Origin of the sequence: Litchfieldia alkalitelluris (genome assembly GCF_002019645.1) — a bacterium.
Lineage (GTDB): Bacteria > Bacillota > Bacilli > Bacillales > Bacillaceae_L > Litchfieldia > Litchfieldia alkalitelluris.
Genome location: NZ_KV917374.1, coordinates 3,884,866 through 3,904,164, shown reverse-complemented (window position 1 = coordinate 3,904,164; position 19,299 = coordinate 3,884,866). Strand labels below are relative to the sequence as shown.

The 19,299-nt window shown below is 35.5% G+C and carries 13 protein-coding genes and 1 pseudogene; 9 read left to right on the top strand and 5 right to left on the bottom strand.

All coding sequences use genetic code 11. The features are described 5' to 3' along the window. Positions 1-493: 493 nt before the first annotated feature. The 4 genes and pseudogenes from BK579_RS18220 (at position 494) to BK579_RS18200 (ending at position 5,654) form a co-directional block, all read left to right on the top strand. Entirely contained in the window at positions 494-1,585 is a 1,092-nt protein-coding gene (locus tag BK579_RS18220; RefSeq protein WP_078547913.1) for a GGDEF domain-containing protein, read from the top strand. 943 nt (positions 1,586-2,528) lie between these two features. Beyond that, complete coding sequence (locus BK579_RS18210) at positions 2,529-3,008, top strand: GNAT family N-acetyltransferase (protein WP_078547909.1); 480 nt, start codon at positions 2,529-2,531, stop codon at positions 3,006-3,008. A 42-nt stretch (positions 3,009-3,050) separates the two neighbouring features. After that, a complete protein-coding gene (locus BK579_RS18205) occupies positions 3,051-4,619 on the top strand; it encodes a M2 family metallopeptidase (RefSeq protein WP_078547908.1) in 1,569 nt (522 codons plus the stop codon). Positions 4,620-4,680: 61 nt separating this feature from the next. Further along, positions 4,681-5,654: pseudogene (locus BK579_RS18200) on the top strand (DMT family transporter). A gap of 142 nt (positions 5,655-5,796) precedes the next feature. Here BK579_RS18200 and BK579_RS18195 read toward each other — a convergent pair. After that, positions 5,797-7,926, bottom strand: a complete 2,130-nt coding sequence (locus BK579_RS18195) for an ATP-dependent Clp protease ATP-binding subunit (RefSeq protein WP_078547906.1) — start codon at positions 7,924-7,926, stop codon at positions 5,797-5,799. 325 nt (positions 7,927-8,251) lie between these two features. Between BK579_RS18195 and BK579_RS18190 the strand changes: the two genes are divergently transcribed. Both BK579_RS18190 and BK579_RS18185 read left to right on the top strand, forming a co-directional pair. Continuing rightward, complete coding sequence (locus BK579_RS18190; protein ID WP_078547904.1) at positions 8,252-9,301, top strand: YkvI family membrane protein; 1,050 nt, start codon at positions 8,252-8,254, stop codon at positions 9,299-9,301. An 872-nt stretch (positions 9,302-10,173) separates the two neighbouring features. Then, a complete protein-coding gene (locus BK579_RS18185) occupies positions 10,174-10,836 on the top strand; it encodes a hypothetical protein (RefSeq protein ID WP_078547902.1) in 663 nt (220 codons plus the stop codon). Between the two features lie 1,156 nt (positions 10,837-11,992). On the opposite strand, the gene BK579_RS18180 is transcribed toward BK579_RS18185, so the two are convergent. The 3 genes from BK579_RS18180 to BK579_RS18170 form a co-directional block, all read right to left on the bottom strand. Further along, positions 11,993-12,331, bottom strand: coding sequence for a hypothetical protein (locus tag BK579_RS18180; RefSeq protein ID WP_078547900.1), 339 nt, complete (start codon positions 12,329-12,331; stop codon positions 11,993-11,995). A gap of 190 nt (positions 12,332-12,521) precedes the next feature. Next, positions 12,522-13,106: a CPBP family intramembrane glutamic endopeptidase gene (locus tag BK579_RS18175; RefSeq protein WP_204524735.1), complete on the bottom strand. Its 585-nt coding sequence runs from the start codon at positions 13,104-13,106 to the stop codon at positions 12,522-12,524. 123 nt (positions 13,107-13,229) lie between these two features. Continuing rightward, positions 13,230-14,996: a glycoside hydrolase family 13 protein gene (locus BK579_RS18170; protein WP_078547896.1), complete on the bottom strand. Its 1,767-nt coding sequence runs from the start codon at positions 14,994-14,996 to the stop codon at positions 13,230-13,232. Between the two features lie 302 nt (positions 14,997-15,298). Between BK579_RS18170 and BK579_RS18165 the strand changes: the two genes are divergently transcribed. From BK579_RS18165 to BK579_RS18155, 3 genes are all read left to right on the top strand, one after another. Then, a complete protein-coding gene (locus tag BK579_RS18165; RefSeq protein WP_078547895.1) occupies positions 15,299-16,318 on the top strand; it encodes a LacI family DNA-binding transcriptional regulator in 1,020 nt (339 codons plus the stop codon). A 366-nt stretch (positions 16,319-16,684) separates the two neighbouring features. Further along, entirely contained in the window at positions 16,685-18,205 is a 1,521-nt protein-coding gene (gene adh / locus BK579_RS18160; protein WP_078547893.1) for an aldehyde dehydrogenase, read from the top strand. 8 nt (positions 18,206-18,213) lie between these two features. After that, on the top strand, positions 18,214-18,570 hold the full coding sequence (locus BK579_RS18155; protein WP_078547892.1) for a DUF779 domain-containing protein: 357 nt from the start codon (positions 18,214-18,216) through the stop codon (positions 18,568-18,570). Between the two features lie 45 nt (positions 18,571-18,615). On the opposite strand, the gene BK579_RS18150 is transcribed toward BK579_RS18155, so the two are convergent. Next, positions 18,616-19,134 (bottom strand): DUF2062 domain-containing protein, encoded by a 519-nt coding sequence (locus BK579_RS18150; protein ID WP_078547890.1) that lies wholly within the window; start codon positions 19,132-19,134, stop codon positions 18,616-18,618. Positions 19,135-19,299: the final 165 nt, after the last annotated feature.

Sequence of the window (19,299 nt, the reverse complement as noted above, 5' to 3'; positions counted from 1 at the left end):
AACTAAAACCAAAGTACTAAAATAAATGGTTTTTTATATTTTAAAGTATAACCGATTAGCAACAATCTTTCAGAAATGAGCCTTACAAAGAATCTATAGTAATTTCATCAAGTAAGGGGAAATATGTTTAGATGAAAAGACCATATATAGAGGATAGAACGCAACTATGATGTTGCTAATCATGCAAAATAATGAATAAAAACGAGTGTGCTTGTCTCCCTCTTCAACAAAAGAGGCGATGACAGCACCTAGTAAACAGGAAAAAATAAATAAAATATTACCATAAAGATCTCCTAGTTGGATCTGATATATGATATACCCACTAGGAAAAGCATTAAAAAAAAGTATAATTAGAGAGATTAATAGTAATGATTTTGACATGAAAGACATGAGATCACCTCGGTAATCTATATGAAGAAAATTACCAAATAATTACTAGTAGTTTGCATGCTATATAAACAGCTTAAAAATAGTAAATGGAGATATAGACATAATGAAACAGTCTCTGATCTTAAATGATTATAAAACGGAATTTATTTTTTCACTATTACGGTGGATCTTTTTAATCGCAGTCGTATTCTTGTTTTATCATCCAGAATTATCAGCTCTTTTACAGTTTGAAAAGTATTCATTTCATGTATTACTTGTTATTGGATTAATTTATATGACCGTTACTCAAATTGCTTTATATAAATTGGCAAAAGAAAAATCAATCAATACATGGATACTACATTTAGGAATATTATTTGATTATATGGCATTAATATGGCTTGTTGCTTTAACTGACGGAGCAAATAGTCCATTATTTCCAATTGCATTTCTTATTATCATGCATGCAACAATCTATTGGAGTATAAGGGGAGCATTATTGTCCACATTTGCGATACTGATAGGTTTTACCCTGGTGGTTTTACTAAAAGGTCAGTTTTCCGATATACATGCAAGCTTTCATTATTACTTAAATATAGGCTTTTTATTAATTGTCGGTCTTTTTGGAGCTTTGATCACGTATCGTGAAAGAACTCATCTAAGGGAAAAGAAAGAATTTCACGAGCTTGTTGTGAAGGATTACTTAACAGGTTTATTTAATCATCGTACATTCCAGCAAGAGTTGAAAAAAGTGATTGCTAGTAGGAAGTCTTTCTATTTATGTATGACAGATATTGACTACTTTAAGGAAATTAATGATAAATTTGGTCATGTGTCAGGAGATGAGGTTTTAAAGGAGATAGGAAATATTTTAAGCAGCACCATACCTACAAAATCTGGTCTGGCATTTAGATATGGTGGAGAAGAATTTGCTTTGATTATCCAGGATTCTTCTGAAGAAAAAGTCAAAAAAATGATCTTAGCTATTTACCAAGAGCTTTCAAATGTGTCGTTAGTACAAAACGGAGAAATTTATAGGGTGACAATGAGCTTTGGTGTTTCTAAACATAGGAATGAAGATGCAGGAGATATAGTGAAAAAAGCTGATGAGTTACTATATGTAGCTAAACATCAAGGTAGAAATAGAGCCATATTTGATGATCATAGTGTTTTGGTCAACCGAAATAACTTATTGGTTGAGACTATTGCTAAATAATAATTATGATTCTAGAAGATTAAGCCTTTCTTAGGGGCTTTTTTTTTCAATACTTAATCTTAAAGTAGGCACTTGGAGTATGTGAGAAAGACTTCTATGCTAGATGAATATTCGTACCATGGAGAATGAAAATAGTGTACTCACTCAGTGTGGGATGAGAGAAAAGCCACTCGACTCCTGTGGGAGTGCGGTCAGCGTGAGACCCCGCAGGAGCCTGCCCCTGGCGACGAGGAGGCTCACGGACCACCCCGCGGAAAGCAAGTGGATCGCAGCTCATGGAACTCCGCTAACTAAGTTATTTTCAGGGTGACGTCAATGCTAATGAATATTCGCACCATGGTGTATGAAAAAATGTTTCCTCCTCAATGTGGAATGAGCGGAGAGCCGCTTGACTCCTGCGGGATCCAGTGGTCTCGTGAGACCCCGCAGCATCCCGCTCCTGGCGACGAGGGAGGCTCACGGACCACCCCGCGGAAAGCAAGTGGATCGCAGCTCATGGAACTCCACAACCAAAGTTATTTTCAGGGTAGACATCTATGCTAATTAAAATTAGCACCATGGAGTATGAAAAATTATACTTAGCTTAGTGTCTAGCTCCAGGCGCTATCGGCTCTCAGGTCTAAGTCAATCCTGCTAGAAGGTTAAAGAACAACCTTCTAGCAGTCTCGCCTTATGCCTGTCGCCGATGAACGAGCGCCTTCCGCATTTCTTTTTTCAGGATAGACATAGACGGAGTCAATATCATTATTTTTGACTCAAATATGGTGCCAATATTTATTCACAAAGGGTGACTAGTGAAATATTCAATAAAGATAGCAGTGACATATTACATATTATATTTTCATATAATGATAACTAATAAGAATGACAAGCTTATTAAACTATTATGTAATTTTTTTGGTGTTATCATAGCGTCTTATTGAAATCATATAGGAGGAGTAGAATGGAATCTAATCTTTCGTTACAAGAGGTAAACTTATCTAATTTTAGACAGTGTGTACGCTTAAAGGTTTCGGAGAATCAGATGAATTTTATCGCTTCCAACCTATTTACCATTGCTGAATCAAAAGTTGATCATGCTCTTACACCATATGCTATCGTGAACGGAGAGCATGTTGTGGGATTTTGTTGTATTGAGATTATACCAACCAATGATCTGGAAGATCGATATTGGGTTCCAAGGTTAATGATTGGCGAACAATTTCAAGGGAATGGTTATGGAAAACAAGCTATGAATTTGATTATTAATATGTTAAGTTCATATCAGGATTGTGTAGAGATTAGGTTATCTTATGTTCCAGAAAATAAAGTGGCAAGGGCTTTCTATGAAAATATTGGGTTTAGTCAAATCGATGAGGAACTACAAGGGGAAGTTGTATTATCTTATTTAGTAAAACAACCAATTTCAGACTATTCGATTTAGGTAGTTAACAAACTGTTATATATGTAGCAATGGAGGATAAACATGATAGTAGAAAAATTTCTTGAAGAACAAACTGAAAAACTTAAAAAATTATCAAACAATATGTCAATGAATGCATGGATGGCACAAACAACTGGTAAAAAAGAATGGGTTGATCGATTGACCGAAGCCGAAGGAGCATTGAATTCCTTCTTGTCTGATTCTAAACGTTATGAGCAAATCGAACACCTGTTAAATACATCCCTTACACGTTATGAAAGAAAACAGTTATTAAAGTTAAAGAATGAGATGAAGCAAAATCAATTATCTGAAGATATATTAATGGATCTCTCTAAACGTTCTGCTGAACTGAATTTTTTATTTAATACATATGTGCCAAAAGTGGATGAAAAGGGATTATCTGCAAACGATATCCGTGAGATTTTAGTTAATTCGACTGATAATAGAGAAAGAGAACTTGCCTGGAAGGCCAGTAAAGAAGTTGGACAAGTTGTTGAACAACAATTGCTTGAACTGATAAGAAAACGAAATGAAGCTGCAAAAATATTAGGTTATGGCAATCATCATCAAATGGCTTTTGAGTTGCAAGAATTAGATCGAGATGAAGTGTTTGCATCGTTTAATCAGTTATTAAAGTTGTCTGATCCAGTTTATCGAGAATTAAAGAACGAGCTAGACTTAAACCTAGCTAGTAGGTTTAATCTAGACGTGAAAGATTTGCGTCCATGGCATTATTCAGATCCTTTCTTCCAAAGTGCACCTGCGACAGAAGCAACCAATTTGGATCGTTTTTTTAAGAACAAAGACATCATTGAATTAAATACTAGAACATTTGAATCAATGGGAATAGATATTAAGAATTTATATGAAAATAGTGATTTATTCCCACGCGAGGGGAAAAATCCAACAGCCTTTTGTATGGATCTTGACCGTGAAGGGGATACAAGAGTTCTATGTAATATCACCCCAACAGCTTATTGGATGGGGACAACCTTACATGAATTCGGACATGCTGCATATAACAAATATGTAGATCCAGAATTACCTTATCTGCTCCGTTCAATCTCGCATATTTTAACGACTGAAGCAATTGCCATGATCTTTGGCAAGATGGTAAATGAACCGGAATGGTTGGAAACATTTTTAGAAGTGGATAGTGAAGAACTTCAAGTGCTTAAACCTAACCTAAAAAAATATCAACAATTAAATATGTTAGCTGCAGCTCGATTTATTATTACTTTCGTCTTTTTTGAAAAAGAATTATATGAAAATCCAGAACAAGATCTAAATGCTCTTTGGTGGAAGCTTGTTAAGGAAATTCAGCATTTGACACCACCAGATAATCGTGATGCACCCGATTGGGCAGCAAAAATTCACTTTACGTTAGCTCCCGTATATTACCAAAATTATTTACTTGGAGAACTAACTTCAGCACAATTGCATCAATATATTAAAACAAACATCTCTACGGAGTTTTTTAATGAACAAGTTGGTCATTTTATCATCTCGAAATTCCTAAAACCTGGTGCTAGTTTGCATTGGAACGAAAAGATTGAAAAAGCAACAGGTGAACCTTTAAATCCTCAGTATTTTGTAGATGCTTTTTGTTAACCAATCAGTAGGGAAATGTGTATAATACTTTTATCCAATGAGGAGACGGAGGTTGAAAGTAATGAAGGCAATTTTCATTGGGATTATCTCATCTGTATTTTTTGCAGTCACTTTTATATTGAATCGTTCGATGGAATTGGCCGGTGGAAGCTGGTTATGGAGCGCTTCATTAAGATATTTCTTCATGGTTCCATTTCTTATTCTAATTGTAATGATGAGAGGTAATTTGAAGACACTATTGATAGAATTAAAGCAAAACTATAAGACTTGGACCCTTTGGAGTATTATTGGTTTTGGTCTGTTTTATGGCCCGATTACCTTTGCAGCTGCATCTGGACCAGGATGGCTTGTAGCTGGAACTTGGCAATTTACAATTATAGCGGGATCCTTGCTATTTCCATTTTTTTTGATGTTAAAGAAACAGAAAATGGCATAAATAAAACTAGAAAGAAAATTCCGCTCAAGGGCCTAATGTTTTCTAGTTTGATCTTTGTGGGGATAATTATTATTCAACTCCAGCAGGCAAGTGAAGGATTCTCTCTTACATTATTATTAGTTGGAATTTTACCTGTTTTTATTGCAGCTTTTGCTTATCCATTAGGAAATCGTAAAATGATGGAACATTGTAATGGGAAAATAGATACATTTAGCCGTGTATTGGGCATGACCATTGCTTCATTACCATTTTGGATTTTACTAGCAGGGGTTGGCTATTTTACAGAAGGGTTACCAAGCGGATCACAGGTATTACAAACCTTTGTTGTTGCATTAAGTTCCGGTGTAATTGCGACTGTTCTTTTCTTTTTTGCTACCGATATGGTCAAGGATGACTCACCAAGACTTGCAGCAGTAGAAGCAACGCAGTCGACTCAAATCCTATTTGTAATTATTGGCGAAATGATATTCCTTCAGGAAGCTATTCCAAGTCTACAGGCATTCATTGGTATATTAATAATTATCATAGGAATGATGTTTCATAGTTTTGCATCAAGAGTAAACATAGTATTGCCGGTAAAAAAGGTAAAATCATTATAGTAAGTAATAAACTATGTAGTACACATGTAGATTTTAAAAGGCTGAATTATAATGGATAAGTGAAAAAGGCTTGAGAAGTTCTCAAGCCTTTTTTGAAACGACAATTATCGTTTATTCTTGTCTTATACCTTGACCCCCACCGTTAAGCAATTTCTGCAACAATTTTATCGTTAACTACTTTAATAGTAATATCAGTTGCACCAGTCTGATCTAGTAATAAATCTGCTATTTGGTCTTCAAGCTGCTCTTGAATGACACGTCTTAATGGACGAGCCCCAAATGCAGGGTGGTAACCGAGCTCTGCGAGTTTTGATTTTGCTTCATCTTCTATAGAAATTGTAACCTCTTGTTCTTCTAACGTTTCTTTTAGCTCTATTAGCATTAAGTCGACAATTTGTAATAAATGGTCCTTATCAAGCTGCTTAAATTCGATTATGTTATCGAAACGGTTTAAGAATTCAGGTTTGAAGTATGAACCTAAAGACTCAAGGATATTGCTTTCTTTAAAAGCATCTGTTCCTGTGTTTTCAAACCCTACTGTTATTTTTTTGAATCCTCCGACACCAGCATTACTTGTCATTATTATGACTGTTTCCTTAAAGCTAACTGTTCGACCTTGGCTATCTGTTAATCTTCCATCTTCAAGTATTTGTAAGAACATGTGCTGAACATCTGGATGTGCTTTTTCGATCTCATCTAATAAGATTATGCTATACGGATTACGTCGCACAGTCTCTGTTAATTGTCCTGCTTCCTCATGTCCTACATACCCTGGAGGAGAACCGATTATTTTTGAGACAGAATGTTTTTCCATATATTCACTCATGTCCAGTCTGATCATACTATCTTTTGTACCAAATAACTCTTTAGCTAATGATTTAGATAGTTCTGTTTTACCAACACCAGTAGGACCTACAAATAAGAATGAACCAATTGGACGTTCTTTTGCTTTTAATCCTGCACGGCTTCGACGAATTGCTTTTGCTACCTTTTGAACAGCTTCCTCTTGGCCAATAACTTTTGAAGATAACGACTCAGCCAAGTTCTTCATTTTAGCTTGTTCATTGTCTTGAAGCTTACCGACTGGAATCCCAGTCTTCTTTTCTATAATTTGTTGGATGTCCTCTAATTCTACAATTACATTTGCTTCTGACGTTTCTGCATTTGTGAGTTGTTTTTCTAGCAAAATTTCTTCATGACGAAGCTTTGCTGCTAATTCATAGTTTTCTTCACTTGCTGCTTTTTCCTTTTCAGCAGAAATAGTTCTTAATCGTTCTTGAATTTGTGTCATATCAGGCTTATTTAATGTTAGGTTTTTCTTTGATCCTGCCTCGTCCAACAAATCTATTGCCTTATCTGGTAAGAAACGATCTTGAATATATCGTTGTGAAAGTGTGACACATGCTTGTAAAGCTTCATCAGTGTATTTAACTTCATGGAAGTCCTCATATTTTGATTTAATGCCTTCTAATATAAGAATTGCTTCATCAACAGATGGTTCATGTACTGTCACTGGTTGGAAACGACGCTCAAGAGCAGCATCCTTTTCAATTTGACGATATTCCTTGAGGGTTGTTGCACCTACTAATTGAAGCTCTCCTCGAGCAAGAGCAGGCTTTAGAATATTTCCTGCATCCATTGAGCCCTCGGCAGAACCAGCACCCACAATTAGATGAATTTCATCTATAAATAAGATTACATTTTTACGACGTTGTAATTCTGTAATCAGCTGTTTCATACGTTCTTCAAATTGACCACGAATACCAGTGTTCGCTACTAGAGAAGCCACATCTAATAAATAGACATCTTTATTAAGTAATTTATTTGGTGCATCTCCTGCTGCTATTTTTAGAGCTAATCCTTCCACGATTGCTGTCTTACCAACACCTGGTTCGCCAATTAACACCGGATTATTTTTATTTCTACGGTTTAAGATCTCAATGATTCTTGCTACTTCGTCATCACGGCCAATTACTGGATCGATTAATCCTGCTTTAGCCATTTGAGTCAGATTTCGACCAAACTGGTCTAAGAATCCCCCTCCGTTTTTGCCTTGGTTAGGTTGTGCTGCTTGTTCTCCGTTTTGTGAAGTGAAGCCTTTGAACATATCTTCAAATGGGTGTGAAAATCCACCGAAGTTAGATGGGATTTTAAAGTTGTTTTTTTCTTTTGTATAACAATCACCACATAGAAGAACTTGCTTCGCCTCATCATTTAATTGAATGTTAAGTTGAATTGTCGCTTCGTTTGATTTACATGCTTGACATTTCATAGAGAAAGTCCTCCTTAAGATAAATTTAAATATATATAAAGTATAGAGATACGCAATTCTAAAAGTTTGTTTGAATTAGGTCTGACTATTTTTGACCTTTGATTATATTATAATTTGACCTTTCTTGACTTTCAAGTTTTTTGTATCGCTAATTCTTGGAAGATAATTATTCTAATAAAATAATTACCACAATGATCTGTTATTCAAACATATTATCCTGAATAAAAGGAAAGAAGTTTTGGATGCTCGTCTTATTTATTTATTTGTTACATATATATCACTAATGGGCTAACTATAAAATTGGTGTTGTATGTGAGGTGGATTAGTGATTGGAAAGAAAAAGGAGATATTACAGGTAGCAGCAGTTTATGTAGGGACAGTAGTAGGGGCAGGTTTCGCTACAGGGAGAGAAATTGTGGAATTCTTCACTCAATATGGTTTCTTTGGTTTATTAGGAATCTTGATAAGCGGATTTCTATTTATGTGGCTTGGAACGAAGATGATGATTATTTCAAGACAAATCCGTGCAGAATCATATAAAGAATTTAACGAGTATTTATTTGGAAGAAAAGTAGCATTGGTAGTTAATATGTTCATGCTCATAGTGCTAATTGGTGTAACTTCCGTCATGTTATCAGGTGCTGGTGCAGTTTTTCATGAACAGATGGGGTTGTCATTTCAGTTTGGAGTAATTATAACGATGATTCTCGCAATTTGTGTATTATCATTTGGGGTAAAAGGTTTATTCAGTGTAAATACATTTGTTGTTCCTTTACTCATTATTTTTAGTACACTCTTAGCAGTTAAAGTTTTAGTATCTGGTAATTCAATAGCTTTTTTAGAAGTGAATTCAAATCATCAATATAAATGGCTCATATCTCCATTTACATACACAGCTTTTAACTTGGCAATGGCACAAGCAGTGTTAGTGCCATTGGCCAAGGAAGTTAAGCATGATTCAAGTATTATTTGGGGAGGGATTTTAGGAGGAGCCGCACTTGGTCTTATACTATTTACAAGTCATATCTCGCTTTCATCCCTTCCAAATATTGTGCAATATGAAATACCGATGGCAGAGGTGATGAAGGGTGTTTTCTTATCAATACATTGGTTTTATATCATTATTATTTATGGGGAAATTTTCACATCTGTTATTGGTGACATTTTCGGACTACAACGCCAAGTAAAACAATTAATTAGAATACCGAATATCATCATCGTTATTGTTATTTTAATTATTGCATATAGCATTAGTTTGTTAGGGTATGGTTCTTTGATTTCAATTCTATATCCAATCTTTGGTTATATGAGTTTGGCATTGTTAGTTTTATTGATGATTCCGAAAGATCAGTTGGATAAAAGGTATTATAAATAGTAGAAAAGGGAGGTCTATATCCCTATTTTTTCTATCCAGAAATAACCTAGGTAGTGGAGTTCCATGTGCTGCGATCCACTCGCGGGGGACCGTAGGGGAGTCGTCGGGAGCCTCCCTCGTGCAGGGTGTCCCGATGCCACTAGAGCTCTTAAAGTGGGTGCATTTTCATTCCCCCTGGTGCTAGTATTTAATTAAGGAGGGAAGTCTACCCATAAAAACCTGAAAATAGGGGTGAACTGTATCAGAAGTAAATAGAGGCTTAGACCACTGCCTCTCCTTAAGGGTGGGGGAGGCTAGAGTATAAAAGTTACCTTAATAAAATGCTTAGAACATTAGTGTCGATTTAATGAAAATCGATTGACAAATTTAAAAATATACTATTAAACTAAAAATAGTTCTATCCTCAAATTCTTCCTTTAATTTTCTTCTTATATTATCTACTGTGTTTGCCTTTTAATTTCACCAACTAAGAACATTAACTTCCATTTTTACTCGCATTAACACTTTCAAAATCCATCTAAGCTTCAAACCAATAAATAATGGAAAGGATCTATTAATTGAAGTTTAATATTATGAAATTTAAATGACGATGTCATGGGTTTTTCTTATGAGTTTGAAAAGTATAAGGAAAAGATGCTTGCGATTTGGGTTCCTGAATATGATTTTGGTTACGATTACGTATCGAAGAGGTCATAGAAGATAACACCAAAATACAAGCAATTTGAGGAAAGAACTGTTCCCAACGGGTTAAGTAAAATAGGCTAACCGAACAATTTTTGTATTTGTCCACTAATTTTTGTTTAAATAATTGATTGTTATAGTAAATTAAGAGTCCTGTAAAAGACATGACTATTGATAGGAGAAGGGATACTATGGGATTTGAAGAAGAATACCAGATCTTTATGAATGCTCACTTGCAGGCAAGAACTGGTGAACGGTTGCGGCGCTTAGAAGAAGGTCACAAACATGCTGAAATGTTGTTTTTGAAGCAAGTGTGGTGGCCCTTATTTCACCACTTTCGGTATCTGCATCCAGAATATGAAGTCAATGATTTCCAAGATGACAAAAGGTATTTGGATTTTGCTTATATTCGCCCTACCATCCGGATATGCCTTGAGATCGACGGCTACGGCCCTCACTTAAAGAACATAAGCAGGTGGCGATTTTCCGACAGCTTAGAACGCCAAAACCAGTTGGTCATTGACGGATGGACTGTAATCCGCTTTTCTTATGACCAAGTTAGTGAGAATCCTCGTCGATGCCAACAAATTGTTCAACAAGTGATTGGCCGTTCGCTAGGAGATGAACTGAACCAGACCACACTGTCCTTAGTCGAAAAGGAAGTGCTTCGGCTGGCGGCTCGAAAAGGTGAACCCATTTCTCCTATAGAGGTTGAAAAGTATTTAAAGCTAAGTGACAAGACAGTAAAAAAAGTACTCACTCAACTAGTCAATAAACAGATGCTGATTCCTGCATCTGGGATCGTAAGGATCCGCTCTTATCGGTTGGGGAATCAGGTTAAGCACCCAATATAATAGACGGAGAAACTTCCCTTAATTAGTAATTTTTAGCGAATATAGCTTAAATAGACGGAGAAATTCCGCCTATTGACTCAACAAATGAGAAAATGGCTAATTTTTCTTTGGATAACCGGAAAAACTCCCCTTATATCCCCGGAAGGAGCTCGATCCTAGCATTTAACCGGAAAATTTCCGCTTATATTTATTGCGCTAATTTACTCAAATAAGCCCAGATGCTGATTCCTGCATCTGGGGATCGTAAGGGTCCGCTCTTATCGGTTGGAGAATCAGGTTAAGCACCAACTTGATAAATAGACGGAGAAACTTCCCTTAATTAGTAATTTTTAGCGAATATAGCTTAAATAGACGGAGAAATTCCGCCTATTGACTCAACAAATGCGAAAATGGCTAATTTTTCTTTGGATAACCGGAAAAACTCCCCTTATATCCCCGGAAGGAGCTCGATCCTAGCATTTAACCGGAAAATTTCCGCTTATTTTACTGCCACTAAATTAAGCCCAGATGCAGGAATCAGCATCTGGGATCGAAAGGGTCCGCTCTTATCGGTTGGGGGAACCAGGTTAAGCACCAACTTGATAAATAGACGGAGAAACTTCCCTTAATTAGTAATTTTTAGCGAATATAGCTTAAATAGACGGAGAAATTCCGCCTATTGACTAAACAAATGCGAAAATGGCTAATTTTTCTTTGGATAACCGGAAAAACTCCCCTTATATACCCCGGAAGGAGCTCGATCCTAGCATTTAACCGGAAAATTTCCGCTTATTTTACTGCCCTAATATACTAAATTAAGCCCAGATGCTGATTCCTGCATCTGGGATCGAAAGGGTCCGCTCTTATCGGTTGGGGGAACCAGGTTAAGCACCAACTTGATAAATAGACGGAGAAACTTCCCTTAATTAGCAATTAGCAGTGAAAATAGCTTAAATAGACGGAGAAATTCCGCCTATTGACTCAACAAAAGTGAAAATGGCTAATTTTTCTTTGGATAACCGGAAACCCTCCCCTTATATACTCCGGAACGAGCGTTATCCCTACATTTAACCGGAAAATTTCCGCTTATATTTACTGCGCTAATTTACCAAAGTGGGAATTAAATTAAAAAGGACGTTTACCGTTTAAAAATATTAGGGCCCTACAGAGAACTTTGTTAGAATCTTCGCTCTAAGTAGTGATAATTTATGTTACCATCTATGAATAATGTTTTGACTTGGGTTTGGATGATTTCTATTTGGTCGCCATCTTTTTCAAAGATATGAGTATTGCCAGAATCACTTGTGATAATCCAGCCATTTCTCTCCATGTATTCTTTAAAAACATCAAAATCTTTTTCTCCAGTTTCAATTTTAGCGAAATAGTAGTTCGTAAGAGGTAATTTTGTTATTTTATTTTCAGTCAAAGCCAAATTTATTATAGGTATGAATGATATTAGGAAGAATAATACAGCGCACAGGATCGAAACATGTAATGATATTTTTATTACTTTCATATTTTTCACCTCGGGTCTTACTAAATTAATACTTGCCTGTCTTCATGATATGACATTGTTCAAAAAATATGTCGCATTATATTCAATTTATTAGTAGCACAAGGAGCTAAAAAAGTTACACTAAACCGAAAACTTATTAGTAATTTGTGCTAAATTATAAAGATTTATTTCAAGATGAAGGAATTTAAAGCTAAAACAGGGGAAATAGGATTAATAATAAAACATTAAATATAGTATGAGATAACACATTAAGAATAATGTTTTGTTTCAATTGATAAAGGTATCCCCACAACAACCCTGAGATAAAGGTAGCAAAAATAAACATAATACTTCCTGAAAACAGGTTTGCTGTAGCATAAAATCCAGCTGAAATAACAATAGCTTCATGTTTTCTTTTAAGCAACTTAAGTAGTGAGGTTTGAATAAATCCGCGCCAGAAGATCTCCTCTCCTGGAATGATAAGAAAAAATAGGAAAAGATAATGCCAAGTGGCTGTAGGTTGCACATATTTATATAATGAATTTAATTCTGCAAGGAGCTCACTTGAAAGCATAGATGTTAGATTTTTGCCAAGAAAAAATAAAAAATAAAGTGCTATACCAGATAAAACTCCAAGAAGGATAATGTTAGAAAAATTCCCTTGATATCGAAGATCACCGAATTTAATTCCAATATAGGTTAAAACTGAGTAAGAGAAAACAAATACGATCCAAAAGGAATGTAAGTTTAAAAAACTAATAAACAAAAGAGTATGGGCAATTATAATAATTATCAAAAACAGGTGTAATTTCATATTAAAATCCTTTCATTAATTAATACCATTTTAGAAGAATCGATAAAAAAAATAAACCGAAACTGGCTTTATGTGTAAAAGCCACATTCGGTTTATAATTTGCAATTATCTTTCCTCAAGGTATATCAGAAAGCTATAAGGAGATAAGGATACTTCTGTTGGTAGTTCACCAAGGGACTTTTCTGTCCACAGATTTGTTAAATTTGAAGGAGATTTCGCAAATGAATGGTCAGTTGTTATTGTTTCTTCAGAGTTATTTATGACAAAATAGATCGTTCTCTCGTTTGATGTCTTCGCATAAATTAAGAAGTTTGTTGAATCTTCAGCTTTAATGAGCGTGAAATCTCCACCATTACCAAACTCTGGATATTTTTTTCTTAATGTTAATAGCTTTTGTACATGTGCGAAAAGGTCAAGATCCTGCTTTTCTATATCCCATTCCATACACTTACGACATCCTGGGTCCTGTTCGCCTGTCATCCCAATCTCGTCTCCATAATAAATACATGGTGTACCAATAAAGGACATCTGAAATAAATATAAAAGCTTTACTTTCTCTTTATTTTTATCAGCGATTGTAAGAATTCGCGGTGTATCATGACTATCTAAAAGATTAAAAGCAACTTCATTTACATTGTTAGGGTATGAATGAAGTACATTGGATAAGCTGTTTGTAAATTCAGTCACATTTATGGTGCTTTTTGCAAAGAAATTTAATACAGCCGTAGTAAAAGGATAATTCATAACTGCGTCAAATTGATCACCCTGTAGCCAAGGCATAGAATCGTGCCAGATTTCTCCTAAAATATAGGCTTCTGGTTTTAGAGTTTTAATGGCAATCCTGAATTCTCTCCAAAACTGATGATCAACTTCATTTGCTACATCTAACCGCCAACCATCAATGTTGAATTCCTCAATCCAATAACGACCAACATCCAAGAGGTAATTTTTCACATCAGGATTTTCAGTGTTGAGCTTCGGCATCATGTATGTGAAGGCAAACGTGTCATAATTAGGGACTGGATCTGTTTCTACTGGTAAGCTTCGAATATGGAACCAATCTTTGTATTTAGACTTTTCACCGTTAGTAACAACATCTTGGAAAAAGGGTGAATAATATCCACTATGGTTAAATACTGCATCAAGCATTACTTTAATCCCCTTTTGATGACATAAGTCGACAAGTCTCTTAAATGTTTCCTTATCACCAAATTGAGGATCAATTTCCATGTAATCAATTGTGTCATACTTATGATTCGAGGTTGCTTTAAAAATCGGTGTGAAATAGATCCCAGTAATTCCGAGGTTAACTAAGTAATCTAGATTTTGAATAACTCCTTCAAAATCACCTCCAAAAAAGTTAGTTGGAGTAGGCTCTGTACTTCCCCAAGGTAATGAGTTTGGGGGATCGATAGAAGGGTCACCATTAGCGAAACGTTCCGGGAATATTTGATACCACACTGTGTCCTTCACCCAATTTGGAGCGTTGAATACGTCAGCTTTATTTAAAAATGGGAAACAGAAATAATAAGCAACATCATCAGTCTGAAGTTCATCAAAGTACCCTTTTTCAGTGTAATATTGAATATAGTCATTTTTTGAGAGTTTAAAACCATACCTTAGTCTTCTGAATTCTGGGGACACTTCAACAAACCAATAATCATATAACTCATCTGAGCCAGTTTTAATCATCTCTTTAAAAGTTACTTGCCAACCACCCAAATCCTGATTCCAATCATAAGGATCACCATATACAAGTTCAACTAAATCAAGATCCTCTTTTTTTGTTTGTAACCGAATATGAAGTGTTTCTTCATCATAAGCATAGGCAAAATTATTTTTGGGACGATGGTAAATTGCTTCTTTTAACATATATTTTCCTCCTTACAGCAAACGTTTGCATTGAATTTATTATTGTAAGCGTAGTAAATATCAGAATGTAAGTCAATAGGAAAAAGAGTAGAATCGTCTAAAAACTAGTATTTCATACCACATCTCAGACTTAAAAAAGGTTGTAATAAATAGTGTGGGCTATTATAATAATAACGATTTACGAAATCGTTTTCCTTCTAATATTACAAAATATGACTTAATAAATAAAAAATGTAAGGGATTTCCTACGATTATATAGTAAAATATAAGTTAAATATCGCTGCACTAAGGAGTGTTTATAAATGGCGGTGACAATAAAGGATGTAGCAAGGCTCGCAAACGTTGCTCCATCAACGGTTTCTCGCGTAATTGCAAATAACCCAAGAATAAGTGAAAAGACAAAAATTCGTGTACGCCAAGCGATGAAGGATCTTGGTTATCACCCAAATATTATTGCGAGAAGTCTAGCAAACCAGTCAACAAGAGCGATTGGTCTTGTAATGTCTAGTGCAACGGATAAAGTATTCCAGAACCCATTTTTCCCAGAAATCATTAGAGGAATTAACCGAGGAGCACATGAGAAGAAATACAGTATTCATATGTCAACAGGACAAATGGAAGAGGAAATTTTTGAAGCCGTAATCCAAATGGTTGAAGGTAGGCTGGTGGATGGAATCGTTCTTTTATATTCACGAATTGATGATCCCGTGCAAAATTATCTAAAACAAAAAATGTTTCCTTTTATCGTTGTTGGCAAACCTTACAAATATGAACAACAAATTACCTATGTAGACAATGATAATTATTCGGCTTCTAAGGATGCAACAGAAAGCTTAATTAAGAAGGGGCATGAAAAAATAGCATTTGTGGGAGGGGATCCTAATTTTGTCGTAACCGATGATCGATTACAGGGTTATCGAGATGCTCTTGAAGAAATCGGGTTAACTTTTCACAAGGAATATCAAATGTATGGGGAATATTTGAGTGATGGTGAGCAAGAAGCAATTGAAAGATTATATTCATCAGTTAATCCACCTACGGCATTGGTGGTAGCTGATGATGTAATGGCTTTTAGTATAATAAATATACTAAATCAATTAGGTCTAAGAGTTCCAGATGACGTTTCTATTATTAGCTTTAATAATGTTCTATTATCTGAAATTTCTTCTCCACCGTTAACATCTGTGGATATCAATATATTTAGATTGGGTTATGAAGCCGGTAAGAATTTAATTCAACGAATTGAAAACCCAGATGAACCCGCAAAACGGATTATCATACCACATAAAATTGTTGAAAGAAAATCTTGTCGTCAAAGGTAAAGAACTGTTAAATACAGTTCTTTTTTTTGTCTAGCTCTAGGCGCCAAAGGTTCGGGCCATAACACAGTCGCTTCAGAAGCTGAAAACCGTTACCTTCAGAGATGGATTGACAGAATTCAATCCAGTCAGAGCTCGTCTGATGCATGTTAAGGAAGGTGGCGCCGTAGATCTTTTTGACGAGTCTATGAAATTTTTGTGAATTTTTTAGTATTAATAGAGATCGTGTAACATATAATGATTTTGCAAGGTAGGTAGAGTGTAAACCTAACGTAATCTACTCTATTTATCGAAGTATTTTTTTTGATCAACTAGAAAGCGTTTACATAAAATCTTGTAATCTATTTATATATATGGGGAGGAATTTATATGGTTTTTAAAAATCCAAATACAGACGGCTCACTTGTTTCATTTAAAAAGAGATATGACAATTATATTAATGGGGAATGGGTTGCTCCTGTTCGAGGAGAATACTTTGAGAATGTTACACCTGTCACTGGTGAAGTGTTTTGTGAGGTAGCTCGTGGAACTGCTGAGGATATTGAACTGGCCCTAGATGCAGCCCATGCCGCGAAAACAAGTTGGGGTAGTACATCGGTTGCGACGAGAGCAAACATTTTAAACAAAATCGCAGATCGTATGGAAGAAAACTTAGAGATGCTAGCTGTTGCTGAAACTTGGGAGAATGGAAAACCTGTAAGAGAAACGCTAAATGCGGATTTACCATTAGCAATTGATCACTTTCGTTATTTCGCTGGTGCAATCAGAGCGCAAGAAGGGTCACTTAGTCAAATTGATAATGATACAGTTGCGTACCATTTCCATGAACCGCTGGGAGTCGTCGGGCAAATCATTCCATGGAATTTCCCATTATTAATGGCAACGTGGAAGCTTGCACCTGCACTAGCTGCTGGTAATTGTGTTGTGCTGAAACCAGCTGAACAAACACCTGTATCCATTCTTGTTTGGATTGATTTAATAAAGGACTTATTACCAAAGGGAGTACTAAACGTTGTTAATGGCTTTGGAGTTGAAGCAGGAAAACCATTAGCATCAAGTAGTCGAATTGCCAAGGTTGCGTTTACTGGAGAAACTACAACAGGACGGTTAATTATGCAATATGCTTCTGAGAATATTATCCCTGTTACTTTAGAGCTAGGGGGGAAATCTCCGAATATTTTCTTTCCAGATGTGATGAATAAAGATGACGCGTTTTTAAATAAAGCGATTGAAGGCTTTGTTATGTTTGCTTTAAATCAAGGGGAGGTTTGTACTTGTCCTTCAAGAGCCCTTATCCATGAATCTATTTACGATTCTTTTATGGATAAAGCACTGGCAAGGGTAGCACAAATTAAACAAGGCAATCCATTAGATCCTTCCACAATGATAGGTGCTCAAGCTTCAAATGAACAACTGGAAAAGATTTTATCTTATTTATCAATTGGTAAAGAAGAGGGAGCAAAGGTACTTGCTGGTGGTGAAAGAAATATTTTAGACGGAAACCTTAAAAACGGATATTATGTAAAACCAACAGTATTTCAAGGAACAAATGAGATGAGAATTTTCCAAGAAGAGATCTTCGGCCCGGTTGTTTCAGTAACTACCTTCAAAGATGCAGAGGAGGCGATGAGTATTGCTAATGATACTCTTTATGGTCTCGGAGCAGGAGTGTGGAGTCGTGACATGAATACAGCATACAGATTCGGTAGAGGAATTGAAGCTGGGCGTGTTTGGACAAATTGCTACCATGCCTATCCTGCACATGCTGCATTTGGAGGATATAAAAAGTCAGGAATTGGCCGTGAAAATCACCATATGATGTTAAATCACTATCAGCAAACGAAAAACTTACTGGTTAGCTATAGTGAAGACGCTCTTGGTTTCTTTTAAGGATATCAATGATAGAGCGAGTGATTGCGACCAATGCGACAATTCAGCTAATTAATAAACTAAAAGAAAAGCATGGAGAGGTCATGTTCCATCAATCCGGTGGGTGCTGTGATGGGAGTTCTCCTATGTGTTATCCTAAGGGAGAACTAAGAATTGGAGCTAACGATGTCTTACTTGGTGAAATTGCTGGTTGTGAGTTTTTTATCTCCAAGGACCAATATCACTATTGGAAACATACCCAATTAATCATTGATGTAGTTAATGGTAGAGGGGGCATGTTTTCACTTGAAGGACCGGAAGGACAACGTTTTTTAACGAGATCTCGAGTTTTTACAGATGAAGAACTTAAAGAATTAGGCTTTTGATAGTCAAGTAGAGAGGCTGCCTTATACTGCCTCTCTACTTGTGTGTTATTCTTGTATTTTCCAACTCTTGTGTACTAGTCTTAAAAGCTTCATTCGATGCTTTTTTACGATATAAAATGTAATGTAATATAACGAAATACCGAAAACCACCATATTTATTATCATGCCCACAAAAAAAGCTTTTCCAATGCTTAATCCTGCATCAATTACTTCTTCTGCATCTTCTAATTCATCACCTTCAAGCTCATTTATTTCAATAGGAATACAAAAATCACCAACAACTATATTTAAATAAAACAAGAAAGGAAAAATCCAAATAAAAAGAACTCCTCCAATAAGACCCGCAATTGCATTTCCTCTTAAGAGCTTTGCTACTGTTGTTGAGATTAAAGGACCCAAGCCGAAGGACGGAACAAAATTAATTAAAAAGCCAATTGTAAATCCTAGTGACACACTATGTGCATTATCTTTGATTCGAAGTAATTTTATTGTTAAAAACTTTGTGCGACGCAGCAGTTTTTTTACCATACTCACCAAACCTGTCAAATGAAGAAACTTATACATTACTTTAACATCTATGTTGTCCGAATAAAACCCTTTTCAATAAATCATAAAAGAAGAAGTTCTCGTTGTGTAATTAAAGTAATAAAACTATAATTAACATATTCTATATTTCAATAATCGAAATATATTTAAACAGTGAATTTATTTAAGTGGGGAATGGGGTAA